Genomic DNA, 18,646 nt, shown 5'->3' on the forward strand with positions numbered 1-18,646 from the left:
TAGTTTTTTCCAGACTCTTATCTCTTAAAAAATGCGGTTTCATGTTGAGATAACTAACTTCATGCATCTTTCCTGTCACGTACTTTTTTCGTGGCTGAGCCGTTTCCTGCTTGTATTTCGACTGTTCGTAATCTCACAAAGTATTATCATATATCATGACAAAAAGGTAGTAGGAATTTAATTTGGGGTGGATTCTTCTTTTGCATTGAGGGGTTAAAGTATATGTTATATAGAGAGCTTGGTCAAACAGGTAAAAGTGTCTCAATACTAGGGCTCGGTACAATGCGGCTTCCTGTTCTTGGAGGTGATGACTCAAAAGTTGACGAGGAAAAAGCTGTACAAATGATCCGTTACGCTATAGATAACAGCATCAATTATATTGATACTGCCTATTCCTATCATGGGGGCATGAGCGAATTCGTTATTGGGAAAGCCCTTCAGGATGATTACAGGGAAAAGGTCTGTCTTGCGACAAAACTTCCAAGCTGGCTTGTTACTAGCAGAGAGGATATGGACCACTACTTAAACGAGCAGCTTGAACGGCTCAGGACCGATTACATAGATTTCTATCTTCTTCACGCGCTAAACAGGGATTATTGGTCTCTTGTAAAAAAGCATGGAGTTTTTGATTTCCTTAATTCCGCCCTTAAAGATGGAAGAATAAAATACACAGGTTTCTCTTTCCATGATAATATTGATCTGTTTAAAGAGATCGTTGATTCCTATCCATGGAATATGTGTCAAATCCAGTATAATTTCATGGATGAAAATTTCCAGGCAGGAAAAGAGGGGCTGATGTATGCAGCCTCAAAGGAACTTGGAGTTGCTATTATGGAACCTCTGCGCGGAGGATACCTTGCCTCAAAAGTCCCCCAGGAAGTTCAGGAAATCTGGGATAGTGCCGAAACCACACGAAGCCCTGTTGAATGGGGACTGCGCTATCTCTGGGACTATCCTGAGATAAGCGTTGTCCTGAGCGGTATGTCTGATCTGGCGCAGATAGAGAATAACGTAAAATTTGCAGCAGATGGCTTCCCGAATTCTTTGACAGAGGAAGAGAGAAAGCTGATTTCTAGAGTAAAAGAAATCTACAGGTCAAAGACAAGAGTTAACTGTACTGGCTGTCAGTACTGCATGCCCTGTCCCTCCGGAGTAAATATTCCAGAGAATTTTAAGTGCCTTAATAATGCTGAGATGTTTGATAAGATAGAAGAGGAGAAGCTTTTATATAGCAGCCTTGAAGGCAAGGCTTCAAATTGTACGGAATGTGGGCAATGTGAGAAAAAATGTCCGCAAAAAACCCCTATAAGGGAGATATTAAAAGAGGTTTCAAAATTATTCGAGAAGTAATCTTTTTTCATTTTCCCTGAAACCTGGGCTATTCCAATCCTCTTAGTTCAGGATGATTATGGTTTTTCCTTCAGTATTTTACTTTCTCACTCTTTCTGTTTTAATAAATTAATTTCTTTATAAAAAGACTCATATAATAATAAGCCAATTTAGAAATGGGGAAGTCGGAATGGGGAAGTTGAGCATGCATATGTACTCAATTGTGAGCTGTAAATCGAGCTAATCCTGAATGTATAGATCTAGTCCTGGCCTATTTAGAGTTAAAGTCATTCCCTGGTCCCCAGTCAGGATCTATCATGGACTTGATTATGGATTGGACTTGAGGATTCCTCATTTCAGGCATGGTCATCACTTACTTGAGATATGCCTCTGCTCGCCTTTGCTTCCTTAAAAGCCCATGAAAATTTAAATTTCAGTTTTTGAGATCTGGAAACCAGAACAAATAGGTAAGGTGCTAATAGTGGAGAAAAAGAGAATGGTCGATGAAAAGAGCAAAGATGAGCAGTTAGAGATGTTCCGTGAAGACCCTGAGCGTGAGTTCCTGACAACAAATCAGGGTGTCAGGGTCATTAATACAGATATTTCGCTCAAGGCAGGGGAAAGGGGTCCAACCCTGCTTGAAGATTTCCATTTCAGGGAGAAATTAACTCATTTTGACCATGAGCGAATCCCGGAAAGGGTTGTTCATGCCCGTGGTTCCGGAGCACACGGGTATTTCCAGGTCTATGAGCCTATGACGGAATATACGAGTGCAAAATTCCTGCAGGATCCCAATAAGAAAACGCCTGTCTTTGTACGGTTTTCGACGGTTGTGGGTTTTAGAGGTTCGGCTGATACCGTGAGAGATGTTCGGGGTTTTGCGACAAAGTTCTACACTGAGGATGGGAACTATGATCTTGTCGGCAATAACATTCCTATCTTTTTCATCCAAGACGCAATCAAATTTCCTGACCTTGTCCACGCAATTAAACCCGAGCAGGATAACCAGATACCTCAGGCTTCGGCAGCTCATGATACATTCTGGGATTTTGTCGCCTGCCACCCAGAAAATGCACACATGATCATGTGGGTTCTTTCCGATCGTGCGCTCCCCAGGAGTTACCGCATGATGCAGGGCTTTGGGGTTAACACCTTCCGCTTCGTTAATTCGGAGGGTAAGGGAAGATTTGTAAAGTTTCACTGGAGACCTCTGCTTGGCATTCACTCGCTTGTCTGGGACGAAGCTCAGAAGATAGCAGGAAAAGATCCTGATTTTAACCGACGTGACCTGTGGGAAGCAATTGAGATGGGAGACTTTCCAGAATATGAGTTTGGAGTGCAGATCCTGGAGGAAGAGGATGAGTTTAAATTTGACTTCGATATCCTCGATCCCACCAAGATCTGGCCGGAAGAAGACGTGCCCATTAAATGGATAGGGAAAATGACCCTTAACCGCAACCCTGACAACTTCTTTGCTGAAACCGAACAGGTTGCGTTCTGCCCGGCAAATGTGGTTCCTGGGATCGACTTCTCTAACGATCCGCTTCTTCAGGGACGCCTTTTCTCATATCTCGATACTCAGCTAATCCGCCTAGCCGGTCCGAATTTCCATGAAATTCCGATTAACCGACCGCTGGCGCCTATAGCCAATAATCAGAGGGAAGGTTATCACCGTACAAAGATAAACAAAGGCAAGGCAAGTTATTTCCCTAACACGGTAGGAGAAAACCTCCCGCGTCCTGCCTCTGCAGAAGAAGGTGGATACGCCCACTATATGGAGAAAGTAGAAGGAAAAATAATCCGCGCCCGCAGTGAAAAATTCAAGGACTTTTACAGCCAGGCAAAATTGTTCTGGAACAGTATGTCGGAGCCGGAAAAGAAGCACATCATAGAGGCATTCCATTTTGAAGTTGGAAAAGTCAATGATAAAAATATACGGAAGGCAGTTGTTGATATGTTCAACAATGTAGACGGAGATCTTGCAATCGAAATTGCAAAGGGAGTAGGAGTTCCGGCTCCTGAGAAGAAAGGTGGATCTCCTGTCACGAAAGAGTCTCCGAATGTCAGCCAGGAGCGTTCGGAGCATACGGTGAAGAATACCATTAAAACCAGAAGAATTGCCATCATTGCTGCGAATGGGTATAACCATAATGATGTCAGCCAGGTAATGCAGGCTTTAGAGGCTGGTGGAGCAAAAGCCCATATTATCTCTAAACACCAGGGGATGTTAAAGAGTTCAAGCGGAGAAAGTATCGAGGTTGATAAGAGCTATGTCACCACAGCCTCAGTATTGTACGATGCTGTATACATCCCGGGAGGAAAAGAGAATGTAGAGACCCTGAAAATGCAGGGAGACGCAATCCATTTCGTCAATGAGGCGTTCAGGCACTGCAAACCTCTTGGAGCAACCGGTGAAGGCGTCGAATTACTTAAAGCCGCAAACCTCCCTGATATACAATTTGCAGGGAAGGAATCAGCTGATAAGGAGATTCCTTTGATTTCCGATAAAGGTGTCGTGACGGCTGTTAGTGCGGAAGACAGGAGTGCTTTTAATGAGTCCTTCACTACTGCAATTGCAAAGCACCGTCACTGGGATAGGGAAAAGAAAGAACAGGTTCCAGCTTGAAGTTAACTTAACTCCGGATTATTTGAGCTAAATTCATTTGAGCCGAGGTTATTTGATTTGAACTAAATTCATTTGAACCGAAGTTATTTGAGAGGAGAAATTACTCCTCTCTTCGCTTTTAAACTCTATTCGCTTTTAAAAATTGAACTATATTTGGCTCTGTAGAAATCCTCTAAATTCTGTTTTTACCCAAAAATTATAAAAATAAAATTGTAAAAATGCTCCTTAATTTTTTTGTCCCCACAAAAAACAAAGGAGCAATTGCTATTGTCATCAAATAAGTATATTAAATTTATTGATCTCAGTCTTAAAACGGTTCAGTCTTCCAGACTGAACCTTTACTCCTGCAAATATTCCAAACGTGTTTATACTCAACATCAGCTTCTTGTTCTTGTTTTATTGAAGGAGTATATAAGTACAGACTACCGTGACTTTGTAGAACTTGTTGACCTCATGAACAATATAAAGGAAAAACTTGACCTTGATAAGGTTCCTCATTACACTACTCTTCAAAAGTTTGTGTCCAGAATTCCCTCTTCATTGTTTAACCTAATTTTGTCAAAAACTCTAAAACTATTTTACTCACATGGAGAAAAAGTTCTCATTACGGCAATTGATGCAACAGGATTTACGAGTTCTTATGCAAGTCATTATTATTCTAAGAGAACAGGGAAGCTCCGAAGGAGCTTCCTTAAAACTTCAATATCAGTAGACACTATTAAAAAAGTAATATTAGGATGGAAAATTAGCCAAAAAACAGATCATGATGTCAAGCATGCAAAGACTCTGATAAGACAATCAAACAAGTCAAGAAAGTCTCAATGTTATGTGATGGATAAAGGATATGATTCCGAAGAAATTCATACTCTAATAAGAGAAGAGATAAAAGCAGATTCAATAGTACCTTTGAGAGAAAGAAAAAGAAAGAGAATAAACGGAAAATATAGAAAACAATTAAACAAAGACTTTGATAAGATCAAATACAATAGAAGGAATATAGTAGAGACAATAATATCTGTTGTAAAAAGAAAATTTGGAGAAACATTAAGAGCAAGAAAGGTTAGAAATCAAGTAAAAGAAGTAAAAGTTAAACTAATAGTCTATAATATAAACAAAAAAGTAATACAATTATTATGGATTAAATTAAGGATTTCTACAGAGCCCTATATTTGGCTCCGTAGAAATCCTCTTAAATAGCCAATCTTAACAAATTAAAACTAAATTGCCTGATTCATTTTGCTGAAGAACTTTAAGTCTATTGATGACGATTAAGTAGGTTTTCTACAGAGCCCTATATTTTAAAGTTAAATTGTGTTTTACCTGAGAGTTAGTCCCTCAAGAGCCAGTGTATACTCTTTATTCGTTTCACTGTAGCTCAAGGAGTAACTTGTGGGATAATAGGAACTTGTCGGATAACATTTCGGAAGCTTGAGTTCTTTTGTTACCTCTGGTTTTGTCTCAAGGAAAGCTATTGTAACCATAGGTTCGACAAAAACCATTTCCCCGTTATAAAACCCATAAATAAAAGTCTCATTAAAAGGCTGTCCGTTAAACTCAGGAGCTTTCGGGTCTATCCAGTGTGCTCCCATTCTGGGCACTCCTCCTGGCGTGGGAACATATCCCTCCGGAATATATTCTGATGCCGGCATTTTTGATAAGTTCTTACAATCTTCCCCGGTCGCTGTGATCTTATCTCTTTCCTCAGGGGTTATCATGTAAAAATGAACATCAAAGTGCGGCTTATCATAAATTCCCTGAGGTTCATGTCCATGAGGATTCCAGTCAATCCCAATGTGGTTATAAGCTGTGGAAGCAGCTTCTTCCGGCAGAGAAAGTGTGTACTCCACAGTTCTTCCTTCAGGATGTCCTTCCAGAGCTGATTCTGTAAAGTTTACTCCTATTGACGAGGGATTTCCTTCATTGTCAAGCTTAACCCAGGAATAAGCAACTCCGCTGCCCAGGGTTTTACTTTCCCCCTCAAACATTCCCATTTGAGGTGGCTTAACAAAGCATTTTTCTTTTTGTTGTTGGGTCTCCGCCATTGCACAGCCGGAAAAGAGAACAGCAACTACCGTGAGTATACAGAAATAACATGTCAATTTTCTTCCCTTCGTATTACTCCCCCCACATAGCATTTTTCATTTTCTCAAATAACACGAATTCTATTCACGTCACGCTGTAAACACCACATCAACCTTTTCTACATCCCACAGAGACCCAAGTTTTTCTACAATATCCTCTTTTATCGCCGGAGCAAACTGGTGGTTTGCAGGCAGGTCTACTACCACTCTTACCGCTCCATCTTCAACGCTAATTTTAAGGATCAGGTTTGTGCGGATGACGTCAAGCCCTGTTAGAGGGTTCATTACGTGTTTGAGCCTCTTTTTTACAACTTCTTCAGTTGTAGGCTCTTTCTCGGTTATAAGTCCGTGTTTTTCCTCATAATCTTTGATTGCAGCGCGCAGGCCCTCAACTGCGAGCACTGAACAGTGGGCTTTGACCGGAGGCAATCCTCCAAGTTCCTCCGCAGCCTGCTTCCATGTTATCTTTTTTGCTTCATCAAGGGTTTTTCCGCGTGCAAGGTCTGTTATGATCGAGGCTGTGGCAATATTTGAGGCACAGCCGTAAGATTCGAATTTTATATCTTCAATAACCTTGGTATCTGGATTGACCTTGATATAAACGGCAACCATGTCTCCGCAAGCCGGGCTTCCTTCAAGACCTTTTCCGTCAGGATTCTCCATCTTTCCTACATTATGCGGATTCTTGAAATGCTCCAGCACTTTTTGACTGTAAGGAAACTTCATTGTCACACCTTTCTATAATCTTTCTCTGAGCTTCTATAATCTGCTTTCCCTTGTATTGCCTTTCAATCTTGTTTTCATTTCCTCGCAAGTGGGCTTATCTCCCTGAGCCTTGCTACTATCTCACTCATTGCTTCAATTGCTGCATCAACGTCTTCCATGCGGTTGTAGCGCCCGAGGGTAAAACGTACCGAACCATGTGCTCTCTCATGGTCTCCTCCGATACCCCTGATTACATGGCTGGCTTCAAGGGAGCGGCTGAAACATGCAGAACCCGTGCTTACTGCAAACCCTCTCATGTCCATATGCAGAGTTACGGATTCGCCCTCAACATAATGAAAAGTCAGGTTTGCGTTCTGAGGCAGGCGCTCTTCCCGGCTTCCGTTCAGGGTAACATCAGGAATATCCGAGAGAGCTTTGTCAATAACCCGATCTCTCATGGCTTTGAGCCTTATGTTTTCCTCTTCGGTTACGAGCTCGACAGCTTTTGCAAAACCGACCGCAGACGGAATATCTTCCACCCCTGCCCTCAGGTTAAATTCCTGGAAACCCCCGTCCATGAACTTGGTTATTGGGGTATCTTTCCGAATGTAAAGAGCGCCCACCCCCCTTGGGCCGTGAATAGTATGGGCAGACATGGTGATCAGGTCTACAGGTAGTTCCTTTACACTCAGGGGAAGCCTGGTAAAGCTATGAGTGGCGTCTGTGTGCAGGAGCACATCTTTCTCTTCGCAAATCTCGGAGATAGCTTTCAAATCCTGCACTGTCCCTATTTCCTGGTTACCGTGCTGGATTGAAACAAGAACTGTCTCCTTTGTGATTGCGTTTCTCAGCCCCTCTAGATTCACAAATCCTTCCGCATTCACATCAAGGAAAGTTACGCTAAAACCCTGCCTCTCAAGAGCTTTTGCAGTATTCAGCACAGGAAAATCTTCTATTGTCGAGACAATAATATGCTTTCCTTTCTTTTCTTTAAGAGCCCAGGCAACTCCTTTAAGCGCGGTATTGCTTGACTCGGTGGATCCTGAAGTGAAAATAACCTCCTCCCAATTTGCAGCAATCTTTGAAGCAATGCTTCCCCGGGACTTTTCTAGTGCTTCTTTTGCATCAATACCCATAGAATAGCCAAATTCTGATGTAGCTACTGCATAAGTATCAAAAAAATAGGGTTTCATCGCTTCAAGTACCTGCTCATCCATCCTCGTGGATGTAGAGTTATCAAGGTAAATCATATTCTCAAATATTTTTCTCCCTCCCAAATTAGACTATATAATTTTGATTTTATAGTTGAATCTCAGCTTTTTCAGTGAAACACAATATTCTCAATCCGAAAAATCCCGAAATAGTAGTTTAGTTGAACGCAAAGGTATAAATCAGACCTAACATTGAGTGCATTCTTATTATCGCAGCAGTGACAATTTTGAAGCTTTTCTGAGCCTTATATAAAGAGAGTTACACTAGCGCTTTTTGCCTCCTGAATATACGAACCAACAGCCCCCCATTCATCTATCCATTCCGTCTGAAGTTCATCTTTACTTAAACCCATGATTTCCATGGTCATCTCGCACGCGATTATTTTTCCCCCAAGTTCCTTGAAATCGCTCATCAATCTCTCAAGTGAAGCTACATTGGCTTTGTCCATTCTTTGCTTGATCATCTGCCTGCCAAGCCCCATCATATTCATCTTGGAAAGCGGCCCCTTGTCAAGCTCTCCTTTCTTCAAGCGCATTAATCCCCAGAAAGTAAAGTATATAGAGGCCTCCATACCCATTGCCAGGGCTCCGTTCGCAATTATAAGCGCACTGTATACTTTATCCATATCGCCACTGTGCAGAATAATGACCGCTTTTTCCCCCATTTAGACTCCTCTTCCGGCTTATCTCCGGATCTTTATCTCCCACTCTTTCCCTCCTTCTTTATCTTCAATATCCAGCACTTCTAGCCCCATTGCCTCGCAGGCCATAGGAATTTCTTTTCTTGATGCTGGATGTGTCCCTTTTATAATAACAAGATCCCCTGGAGAAGCTTTCTTTAAGGCCTTCCTGCATTCTACCAGCGGAACCGGGCAGGTCTGCCCTCGAACATCGATTTCAACTTCTGTCATTATTCTTACCCCCCAAAGTAAGAGTAACGGTAGGATTCTGACAGCAATTCTGTCTGCTATCTTTCCTTAAAATTCACTATATTCCAAAAATTATATTATCGTTTCGCATTGAAAGTTCTATCTGGGAATTACCCCTATAATCCTGAACCATATTTTAGAGTGCTTCCCTGATCTTTTTTGCAATTTCTTTTAGGTTTGTGGTATCAGGCTCGGTCCATACTATTGACTTTATTCCTCTCCCGCCATCTCCTTTTCTTCTGGGAATAACGTGTACGTGTACATGAGGAATTTCCTGACCGGCAACTTTCCCATCATTGATTCCGACGTTTGACCCCTCTGCCGAAAATGCTTTCTCGATTGCAGCCGTGATCTTTCTTGCAGCCTCAAAAAGCGAAGCAACACTTTCCGCATCCATATCCGTAAACCTGTTGAAATGCTTCTTAGGGGCCACCAGAGTATGCCCTTGACTCGCTGGAAAAACATCAAGAAATGCAAAAACGGCATCGTCTTCATATACTTTCTCTGAAGGAATTTTCCCCGCTACAATTTTGCAAAAAAGGCAATCTTCCATCATAACCATATCCCCTAGAGTTTTAGGAGATACACTTATATCAGGGTTCTGTTTCTTTCGCAACTTGTAACCGGATTTAAAAATTAAAACAAGTGTTTGGCAGAGAGCCATGAAGTAGAAAGTCTGGGAAATCCTGGGATGAACAAATTCCTTCTCGGAGATAAAGATTAATAAACGTTTAACTATATATTAAATAATAATTATAATAAGAGATCAAATTATTATAATAACCTTGAATTGTGTTTATTTCATTGCTGTGGGGTGGGGATAATAGCTAGAGTTCTGGGTGGTGCACTCATAGGTATGGTCTGTACTTTTATTTTTTATTTTATTCCATTAGTAAACTCCATAGCCCCTTTACTGGGCGGTCTTCTAGGGGGCTATTATGCAGACGGAGGTTCCGGGGGAGGGCTTAAAACCGGAGTTCTTATGACCATTTTCATGATTATTCCGGGTTTTCTTCTGGGAGGAATTCTCGGATCAATACTCAGAGATGCGCCTGTCCTTGGAGGATTCGTAGTTGCCTCTACATTTGTAATTACGCTAGTTATCGTAGCTCATACAGCTTTGATAGGTATAATTGGGTCGGTAATCGGGGCTGTTCTGGCTGAAAGGAGTACAATCTGACGGTTTGATAACCTTTATTTAACAGTTGCTGGGAAATCTTGGACGATTAAGTGTATAGAATCCCAATTTACAATCCTTTCTCAATTGTGGAGGTCAAATTGAGTTTTAAGACACGCTCTAAACTATTATCCAACAATGCTATAGCCAAGAAAAACATTAAAACTGCAATTTCCTCTGTAGTAAAAATCTTTGCCAATTCCCTATCGAATAGTATAGTCACTTCAGGTGGAAGCTCTTTATCTGCAAACCAAAAAATAAACTTGACACGAACATCTGGAAAGGTAACCAGCTCTACCGAGACATCACCACCTTCAACAAGTTTGCCTCCAAAGCGATCCGTCAAATTCTTGATCAAACTATCTGGATCTTCTCTAAGGCTTTTCAATATCGGTTTGATTGTATTTTTTTGATACGCTGGATAATAGCTTGGTCCACCCTTAAGTTCTTTGAATGAGATCCATTCTCCTTTCTGTATATATCCATGCTTTAGGATGCCTATGAGATAACGAAGAATAAGTACGGATATTTCCTCGCTTGCGGGAGCATCAGATGGCTTCATCAGCACGATCCTATCGATTATTTTTACTTCATAAACATCAGTTAAAAATTTGACCGTGTATTTTTGAGAAGGAGCTAGCGCTGCAATCTCATCCCACGCCTTGTTGAGTGCGATCTCGTATGTCACGGTTTCTTAACTCCTTATTGTCTGCTAATATATGATTAGGGTTTATATCCCACTGCTGGAAGATAAAAATCTCTAGTTTTTATCACTGTAAGTGTTACTTCCATCTTGACCTTATTTCAATACTTCTAATTGTGGCGCTGTAAAAATTCTTAATTTGATGCAAAGGTAGATGGAAGGGATTTGATAATTCTTATAAAATCAATTTATGTAATATTTTATAGGATATCATATATGGTATCCTATATGATATCTTATGTGATTTTATTCAATCACTTCTTGCGGCAGTTTTATACAGTAACTTTTTACTTTTAATCAGCACTTTTCGGGTGATTTTTTGTAGGCTCAGTAACGTACTCAAAGTTCCATATCGGAATTCCTTTTACTTCTCCCTTCTCAAGATGCTCAAGTTCATGATCTGCGCTGTACGCAGATGTACCTTTCAGGCGTATGTGCCTTTTTTTCATCTCCTTTATCCTTATCGTTCTGAGACTCGGGTTAACTTCTGCAAATATCACTTTTTTCGCTCTCAGGCTTATACAGTAAGGTCTTTCAACCAGCTCTCTTTCTTCCCTGGATCCACATTTTTCGAGTCTGTAGATCACTCCTTCTTTCTCTACAATCTCAGGTTCGATAAAGAGGTATATCTTTTCCAGAGTATAGCCGGTTTTACTCTCATCATTATAATAAGTAATTACATCCTTTACGGCAATACTTTTCATTTCCTCAGAGGCGTAACTCCATGAACCTCCTGATTTTAGCGAAAGCAGAAAAGGAAGAAATAACTCTGCCTGAATCTCGAAACTGGAAATTATATCCCTCTCCCAAGCTGAAAACTTGAAGATTGCTTGAATTTCCTCAACATCCATATTCATCTCCCCTTTTCAGGATCTGAATGTCAAGTTTATTTAATCCTTTTCCTTTGTGCACAATAAATCAATTTACGAGAAACCATATTCAGAAAACTATAGAATATTGAAGGTAAGATAAAAATCTAGAGTAATGATATATTAAAATAAAGTGAAATAAAGCAAAATGTAATAAAGCAAAGTATAATGAAATAATGTAATATAAATTTGAAAAATAAAAAATAAAATAAAAAATAGAAAATAAAAATGAATTAAAACATAAAAACAAACTATAAGTAAAAAAATATAATAAAGATTCAGGCAATCAGGTATTTTCTGTCCTTTATCTGAGTTCTACTATCAACACCAAGTATTCCAGCAATTTCTATACCTTCACTTCCGACTTCGGCAAGCTGGGTATAAATCTCAGACTTTGTTATATACTTTTCAGTACGTGTGCCGTCAGCTTCTTCTATTTTGATAGTTATCTCTTCTTTATTATGTACTTTTGCCAGGCACTCCTGAACGATTACCCCATACGGTTCAGCAATCACTTTCAGGCAGTCAAAGATCTGGTTGGTAGAGATAGCATCCTCTTCGTCGAGGAGGACTTTTGAAAGGGTATAAGTGCGTATATTTTCTCTGAGATAAGCCTGAACTTTCTCAGGAATCCTTGCTAGTCTTTCCATATCAATAAAAGCCCCAAGCTCTTTATCAGAAGTAATCTCCTTACCGTCTTCATATACAAAGTACCTGTGGTCCCCGCCTTCTATCCTGAATTTCCGGTTTGCTTTCTTGTTTTCGAGACTTATGCGTACGTTTTTTTGCGTGTCATATTCCAGAAAAGTTACAAGGAATTCGGAAAGGTCCTGCATTTTTATTTTTTCTTCTTTTCGCAGGATACCGGTTCGCGTCCATCCCGGCAGGCTTAAGTTTCCAAGCAGTTTTTCTACGGTCAGGCTCTCTTCCATAAAGCCGAGCCTGTAGTGGTACTGCACGCCTGAGACCCAACCTACCATTTCTCCTGAAATGCCGCCGCCTGTACTGCTGGAGAGCTCAAATCGCTTTTCAGCTCCGTAAACGCCTGAGATTAAAAACTTGCTAAGGACTTCAAGTATTTTTTCTTCGATTTTTTTATACTCATAAGGAGCTCTATTTTCGATTTTCGCGCATTCGGCTTCGAGGACTTCTTTTCTTTTCCCGAGATTTTCGTTACAGGTTTGCAGGATTGCATTAGCGCAGGGTATAACGTCCTCGATATCAGCTCCATTAATTAATTTATTAAGTACGGTCTTGAGCCTCTCCTCAAAATTATTCATTCCTTCTATTCTATTCTTCAATTCATGGAGTGCTTCTTTATGCCTGCATTTTATCTCTATTATGGAATTTTCCAGATGAATTACCTGGGAAGTTATATCTAAAAAAGTTTTCAGATCCTCAATGAAATCCCTCTGTACAGGCAGTTCCTTAGAGTCCTGGTATATATATTTCATAAAAGCACCCTGGATAAGCTAAACAACCCTTCAAATATTCTATTACCTATAGCTATATAACGTTTTATCCAGAAGCTTCCTTTATTTATAGAAGAAGTATTTTATCTTAAACAATAAATATTACATAAATATATGTCCTATATTCTGGACATCGTCTCATGCTATACTTTCTCTGAAAAAGCCGGGGGGAGCCCGGCCATTTTCCTTATTCAGAGTAGAACTTTCCGGACAGGATCCAGTATGTCATTTATATACTTTGCGGCAGCGTTTTTCAGATCCATTGGATGGATACTCTCTGCCACAAAAGCCTTTTCCATTTCTTCGTAACTGTTATATGTTATATTTCCACCGAATTTTTCAGGTCTCTCTATGACAACAGTTTCGTATCTGGGGAATATATGGTAGCGGAAAAGCGCCAGAATCGGGTTTTCTTCGGTATCTCCTATCTTGCAGTAGGCTTTCTTAAACTTCCTGTAAATTTCTTCTTCTGTATCATCCACTGATATAAAATTCTCCTTTGAAGAAGCCATCTTTGTTCCGTCTAACCCGATGAGAATTGGAGTGTGAATGCAGATAGGTGTTTCGAATCCCAGATTCTTTAAATTCTCACGGGCAAGCATATGGATTTTTCTCTGGTCGATGCCTCCAACTGCGATATCAACTCCCAGCATGGCAATGTCAACAGCCTGCATCAGTGGATATACCATCTGCGAAACAGTTGGGTCGTCCATAGCACGCCCGACTTCGTCCATGCTTCTGCGTGCCCTGTTCAAAGTTACTGCCCTTGAAAGTTTGAGAACATTCAACATGTACTCTGCCCCAAGCTGATAGTCAGACCCATATACGAAATTAGTTTTTTCCTCATCGAGCCCGAGAGCGATAAAGCAGCGCCTATTATAATCTGCGATCTTTCGGACTTCCTCAAGCGTGCCTTTCTTATTGAGATAAGCATGTACGTCTGCAAGCAGGACAGTGATTTCAAATCCGGCTTTCTGCAGATCAATGAGTTTATTTACTGTAAGAACGTGACCCATATGGATTTTCCCGCTTGGCTCATATCCTACATAGGCGCGGGGAGTTCCTTTTTTAGTAAGAAGTTCTTCAAGTTCTTCCTCAGTCACGATTTCCTGAACATTTCTTTTTATAAGTTCGAGTCTGTCCATAGCCTCTACATTCCTTTTGTTTTCTTATTCTCAAAAACTCAATTTCTATTAATAAGTTTCTGTAAAAACGCCATACCTTCTTCGGATTTGAAATTCGGGATTTCCCAGTTCTGAATGACCCTTCTGCGCAGAGATTTTACCTCTTCACCAAGTACGGGATTAAAGCCAGAGATTTGGTATTCCTCTTTAGAGATAACGATTCCTCTCCTCTGCCAGGCAGGAAGCGTTGCAAGATTTATCCCCCTCTCAAAAAGCATTTCGTGGATCTCCCACTCTTTCTTTCCTTTGAGGTATTTTGAAGCCTCAGTCTTATCTATTCCTTCGTTCCTCAGAGTATAATATCCCCAGGCTGCCACAAAATTGCGCCAGGCTTCAAGCTGCCTCCAGTGGAAATATGCAGAAATCTCTTCTTTTTGAAGAATTACTATTCTGGAATCAAAAGCAACAGGTTTTTCAAGCTGCAGGTTTATCGTAAGTGCGCTTCCCAGAAAGCTTGCCACAACAGAGTCAATCTTTTCCACTCTTCCCTCAAAGGGAAGTCTCATGAAGAGAAAACTGATCTCATCCGAAAAAGTATAGGCAAAGAGAGGGCTTAAACCACTTTCTTTAATGAAGAGTTCAACAGTATCAGCCATTGCCCTGGCGAAGGTTAGATCATAGGGTTTTTTAAAGCCCAAGCCCGAAAGCGTGTTTTTAAAATTCCTGCCGTCAGCGCGCACAACCACTGGAGGGATACAGCGCATTTCAGCATAGATTTCCCGATCTTTCATAAACTTTTCAAGATTTACTTAGTCTTCTTTTCGCTTTTTGTATCTCTGGATGACGTCTCTAACTATAATGATATCTGCTGCCGTTATAACCCACCTATAAGGAATAATTACGCCTCTGCTTGTCAGGTCAAAAAGCTCCCTATTAATATCCGAAATAGCAAGCCCGGTAATCTTCTGTTCCTCTATATCAATTACGAGGTCCTGCAACTTCCCTACATAAACACCGGTGTTTGTGTATATGTTTAAACCAAAAAGTGATGTAAGTTCTGCGCGCATCATATCCCTGCTTTGTAAATTAATTTAAATATTTCTCCTAACCTTATATGAAAAACATACTTATATATCTTACAGTTTTACCGACATTATATAATTACTGTCTTATTCTGCATATCCATACAGAACTTGAATCTCAGTCACTATTAAATAAATATTCTTATTTAAGTTAGCGAGAGGTAAAAGCGGTTTGGCATTGTTAAATCCACTGCCTGTCTTTGAATAAAGAAGAGGGAGCCTTAACGGCTTTAAGCATTTTTACTATTAGTCGCTCAAAAATTAAGCTTATTCACTATTTTTCTGTAACTCTCTACAATAAAAGCTATATCTCTTTGAGATTTTTTCCGGTTACAGGTATCTAAGCCATTAACCTGTAAACCAGATTCTTTATGTTTTTATATAAACTTTCTTTTTATTCTAATTTGTTTATTTTTAAACTTCAGTTTATCTATCCGTTTATTCTCTCATATCTCCAGTTGTGAAATCACATTTCGAATTGTTTCTGAGGATTTTCTTAGGGTTTCATACTGGCTTTCATCAAGCTCAAGTTCAAGGATTTCTTCGACTCCTGATGCTCCAAGTTTCACGGGTACACCGAAGTAGATGCCTTCCTGTCCATACTGTCCTTCCAGGTAAGCTGAAGCAGGCAATATTCTTTTAGAGTCTTTAATCACAGCTTCCGCCATCGAGACTACAGCTGCCGAGGGAGCATAAAAGGCACTGCCCTGTTTGAGGAGTTCTACAATCTCGGCCCCTCCGTTTACTGTCCTTTCTACCAGCCTGGCAATTTTATCATGTGGAAGTAGATCCGTGAGTGGAATTCCAGATACTGTCGTATACTGGGGAAGAGGTACCATGAGGTCGCCATGCCCTCCTATTACCATTGCCTGTACATCTTTTTTCGAGCACTTCAGTTCTTCTGCAATAAAGCTTGCAAAACGCCCTGAATCCAGAACTCCGCTCATTCCAAACACTTTCTTCGTCTCAAAACCTGTTGATTTCATAGCTACGTAAGTTATAATATCAAGTGGATTTGTTACATTGATTACTATGGATTCTGGAGCATATTTTGCAATATTTTTGGAAACTTCCGTTATTATTTTTGAGTTTGTCCGGATCAGATCTTCCCGGGTCATTCCTGGTTTTCTTGCAATCCCTGCTGTAATGATTACAAGATCAGAGTCTGCAATATCTGCATAATCATTGGTCCCAATTATAGAAGTATCGTAGCCTTTTATTGCACCTGCCTGCATTAGATCAAGGGCTTTGCCCTGAGGTAATCCTTCCACAATATCTGTCATGACAATCTCGCCAAGCTCAAGTTCAGCTAGTCGCTGGACTGTAGTCGCCCCTACGTTTCCTGCACCTACCACGGAAATTTTAGCCATTAACTGTACACCTGTGTTAAACAATTTATTTTAAGGTAAATTTTGAATTTCCAACATTAAAAATTTATCCTGTAACATGAGTCTCTATTACCTATCAACTACATTTTTTATATTTATCTGTGCTAATATCTCTTTAATATTTTTTGTCGTTAAATTCTTGAATTTACTGGTTTTTCTTTCGAACACTTTCAGATTTCATGCAGCATTTTTATTAAATATTACTCTCAAATGGTTCAGGGGAAACATGCTGAATAACACATACATTCATATTCCAGGTGTAGGGAAGGGCTTAGAGCAAAAAATCTGGGCTCAGGGAATACACACATGGGAAGAGTTCCTTAAGATGAAGGACAGAATACCCATACCTTCGTCACGAAAGGCCAGAATTTGTGAAGAGATTAGGAAGTCTTCCGAACGCCTGGCAGCAAAAGATCACTGCTTTTTTTCCCAATGCCTTCCTTCTGCAGAACACTGGAGAGCATATTCCCTATTTTCTGATTCTGCCGCATTCGTAGATATTGAAACTACGGGTCTTTCTAGGTCCCGGGATAAAATAACCATTGTGGGAATCTACGACGGAAAGGAGTCAAAGATCTATATAAAAGATATTAATCTGGATAATATCGTAGAAGAGTTCTCAAAATATAAACTGCTTGTAACCTTTAACGGTGCTCGTTTTGATCTGCCTTTTATAAAATCCGAGTTTCCCGAAATAGAATTCAAGCAGCTCCATATAGACCTCATGTATCCTTTAAGGCGAATAGGGTACAAAGGAGGTCTGAAAAACATTGAAAAGTTACTTGGAATATCTCGAGGTGATGACACCGAGGATCTAACTGGATTTGATGCCGTAAGGCTCTGGAGACAATATGAAAGAGGAGATCAGGAAGCTCTGGACAAACTTATTAAATATAACCAGGAGGATATAGTTAACCTGAAGACTATTATAGAGCTAACCTACCCTAGAATGGTTGAAAATGCTCTGAAGACCTGAGAAGCAAAGTATTTCAGGTTCGGAACTGATAAGAGATAAAATGTCAGGCAGCAAATCATATTTGCCATCAATTATTTATATACTTATCTTGCTGTTTCTGATAACCTACCCGGATAATGTATTGACAGACTTATAACAAATTCTTATTTAAAACTTGAATATTATCATCTATATGCTCTGGCAGGAAAGGGGAATTCAATGGAAGTAACACTGAAGTTCGGGGATAAAGTCACTGTGGCCGATGTAAGAAAGCTCCATGATATGGAAGATGTAGTTTTTGATCAGGAGTGGTTTGAAGAAACAGAGGACAGAAATCGGGATGTGTATTACATGTTCCGTGACCTTGCGAAAAGCAATTCTGACCTTGAGAAAATCAAAGCTAATCATTTGAGATATGATATTACTATAATTCCTCCTGCAATGCTTGGGTCGGAATATATAAAGACTGTAGGTCACTACCACCCGCGCGTTCCGGGAACAAATCTCTCTTATCCTGAGATTTATCAGGTACTTGAAGGTTCTGCTACCTATCTACTTCAAAAGGTAAAAGACGGAGAGGAAGATCTTGTTCTGGATGTTGTAGTAATCAAAGCGGAAAAAGGTGATCTGGTGCTTGTTCCCCCTGGATACGGGCATGTAACTATAAATGCCTCAGAAGAGACACTTAAAATGGCAAACTGGGTCTGCCGTGACTTTTCATCGGTTTACGAACCTATAAAAAGACTCTCTGGAGCCTCATATTTCCTTCTTAAGGATGGCTTTGTAAAAAATCCGCTTTATAAAAATATTCCGCCGATCCGTAACCTTAAACCCCTTACATATGACGAACTCGAGTTAAACTCCACAGAAGATATGTATGAGCTTATACATAAAATTGAAAAGCTCAGGTTTTTGACAGCACCACAGGATTTTGCAGGATTCTTGACAGGAGTGCTCTGAGAAGCAGGCTATTTTCTAACTTAAGCGAGCATGCT

General features: G+C 40.2%; 19 protein-coding genes. 6 read left to right on the plus strand and 13 right to left on the minus strand.

Annotated elements, in window-relative coordinates; genetic code table 11:
- The first annotated feature begins 222 nt into the window (after window positions 1-222).
- From AOB57_RS09665 to AOB57_RS09675, 3 genes are all read left to right on the plus strand, one after another.
- Complete coding sequence (locus AOB57_RS09665) at window positions 223-1,350, plus strand: aldo/keto reductase (RefSeq protein WP_054297703.1); 1,128 nt, start codon at window positions 223-225, stop codon at window positions 1,348-1,350.
- Window positions 1,351-1,825: 475 nt separating this feature from the next.
- Entirely contained in the window at window positions 1,826-3,955 is a 2,130-nt protein-coding gene (locus AOB57_RS09670; protein ID WP_054297706.1) for a catalase, read from the plus strand.
- Between the two features lie 267 nt (window positions 3,956-4,222).
- Window positions 4,223-5,152: an IS5 family transposase gene (locus AOB57_RS09675; RefSeq protein WP_167829593.1), complete on the plus strand. Its 930-nt coding sequence runs from the start codon at window positions 4,223-4,225 to the stop codon at window positions 5,150-5,152.
- Window positions 5,153-5,271: 119 nt separating this feature from the next.
- Here the strand turns inward: AOB57_RS09675 and AOB57_RS09680 are convergent, their stop codons facing one another.
- The 6 genes from AOB57_RS09680 to AOB57_RS09705 form a co-directional block, all read right to left on the minus strand.
- Entirely contained in the window at window positions 5,272-5,946 is a 675-nt protein-coding gene (locus AOB57_RS09680; RefSeq protein ID WP_167829594.1) for a DUF5602 domain-containing protein, read from the minus strand.
- 180 nt (window positions 5,947-6,126) lie between these two features.
- Complete coding sequence (locus AOB57_RS09685) at window positions 6,127-6,762, minus strand: iron-sulfur cluster assembly scaffold protein (RefSeq protein WP_054299993.1); 636 nt, start codon at window positions 6,760-6,762, stop codon at window positions 6,127-6,129.
- A 74-nt stretch (window positions 6,763-6,836) separates the two neighbouring features.
- On the minus strand, window positions 6,837-7,991 hold the full coding sequence (locus tag AOB57_RS09690) for a cysteine desulfurase family protein (RefSeq protein ID WP_054300011.1): 1,155 nt from the start codon (window positions 7,989-7,991) through the stop codon (window positions 6,837-6,839).
- A 206-nt stretch (window positions 7,992-8,197) separates the two neighbouring features.
- Window positions 8,198-8,617: a DsrE/DsrF/DrsH-like family protein gene (locus tag AOB57_RS09695; RefSeq protein WP_054299994.1), complete on the minus strand. Its 420-nt coding sequence runs from the start codon at window positions 8,615-8,617 to the stop codon at window positions 8,198-8,200.
- Between the two features lie 18 nt (window positions 8,618-8,635).
- On the minus strand, window positions 8,636-8,863 hold the full coding sequence (locus AOB57_RS09700; protein ID WP_054299995.1) for a sulfurtransferase TusA family protein: 228 nt from the start codon (window positions 8,861-8,863) through the stop codon (window positions 8,636-8,638).
- A gap of 154 nt (window positions 8,864-9,017) precedes the next feature.
- The gene (locus AOB57_RS09705) at window positions 9,018-9,437 is read right to left on the minus strand and encodes an HIT family protein (RefSeq protein WP_054300012.1); all 420 of its coding nucleotides are present in this window, start codon (window positions 9,435-9,437) and stop codon (window positions 9,018-9,020) included.
- 258 nt (window positions 9,438-9,695) lie between these two features.
- Between AOB57_RS09705 and AOB57_RS09710 the strand changes: the two genes are divergently transcribed.
- Window positions 9,696-10,061, plus strand: coding sequence for a DUF5518 domain-containing protein (locus AOB57_RS09710; RefSeq protein ID WP_082384330.1), 366 nt, complete (start codon window positions 9,696-9,698; stop codon window positions 10,059-10,061).
- A 67-nt stretch (window positions 10,062-10,128) separates the two neighbouring features.
- Here AOB57_RS09710 and AOB57_RS09715 read toward each other — a convergent pair whose 3' ends face one another.
- The 7 genes from AOB57_RS09715 to mdh form a co-directional block, all read right to left on the minus strand.
- On the minus strand, window positions 10,129-10,746 hold the full coding sequence (locus AOB57_RS09715; RefSeq protein ID WP_054299997.1) for a DUF3786 domain-containing protein: 618 nt from the start codon (window positions 10,744-10,746) through the stop codon (window positions 10,129-10,131).
- Between the two features lie 308 nt (window positions 10,747-11,054).
- Entirely contained in the window at window positions 11,055-11,612 is a 558-nt protein-coding gene (locus tag AOB57_RS09720) for a putative ATP-dependent zinc protease (protein WP_054299998.1), read from the minus strand.
- A 296-nt stretch (window positions 11,613-11,908) separates the two neighbouring features.
- Entirely contained in the window at window positions 11,909-13,084 is a 1,176-nt protein-coding gene (locus tag AOB57_RS09725; RefSeq protein ID WP_054299999.1) for a hypothetical protein, read from the minus strand.
- A 209-nt stretch (window positions 13,085-13,293) separates the two neighbouring features.
- The gene (locus AOB57_RS09730) at window positions 13,294-14,247 is read right to left on the minus strand and encodes a tyrosine--tRNA ligase (RefSeq protein ID WP_054300000.1); all 954 of its coding nucleotides are present in this window, start codon (window positions 14,245-14,247) and stop codon (window positions 13,294-13,296) included.
- Between the two features lie 38 nt (window positions 14,248-14,285).
- A complete protein-coding gene (locus tag AOB57_RS09735; RefSeq protein ID WP_054300001.1) occupies window positions 14,286-15,017 on the minus strand; it encodes a tRNA(His) guanylyltransferase Thg1 family protein in 732 nt (243 codons plus the stop codon).
- A gap of 18 nt (window positions 15,018-15,035) precedes the next feature.
- On the minus strand, window positions 15,036-15,293 hold the full coding sequence (locus tag AOB57_RS09740; RefSeq protein ID WP_054300002.1) for a PRC-barrel domain-containing protein: 258 nt from the start codon (window positions 15,291-15,293) through the stop codon (window positions 15,036-15,038).
- Between the two features lie 461 nt (window positions 15,294-15,754).
- Window positions 15,755-16,678, minus strand: coding sequence for a malate dehydrogenase (gene mdh / locus AOB57_RS09745; protein ID WP_054300003.1), 924 nt, complete (start codon window positions 16,676-16,678; stop codon window positions 15,755-15,757).
- 244 nt (window positions 16,679-16,922) lie between these two features.
- Between mdh and AOB57_RS09750 the strand changes: the two genes are divergently transcribed.
- A complete protein-coding gene (locus tag AOB57_RS09750) occupies window positions 16,923-17,672 on the plus strand; it encodes a ribonuclease H-like domain-containing protein (RefSeq protein ID WP_054300004.1) in 750 nt (249 codons plus the stop codon).
- Window positions 17,673-17,870: 198 nt separating this feature from the next.
- Window positions 17,871-18,611 (plus strand): glucose-6-phosphate isomerase family protein, encoded by a 741-nt coding sequence (locus AOB57_RS09755; protein WP_054300005.1) that lies wholly within the window; start codon window positions 17,871-17,873, stop codon window positions 18,609-18,611.
- The last annotated feature ends 35 nt before the right edge of the window (window positions 18,612-18,646 follow it).

The organism is Methanosarcina flavescens (assembly GCF_001304615.2).
Taxonomy (GTDB): Archaea; Halobacteriota; Methanosarcinia; order Methanosarcinales; family Methanosarcinaceae; genus Methanosarcina; species Methanosarcina flavescens.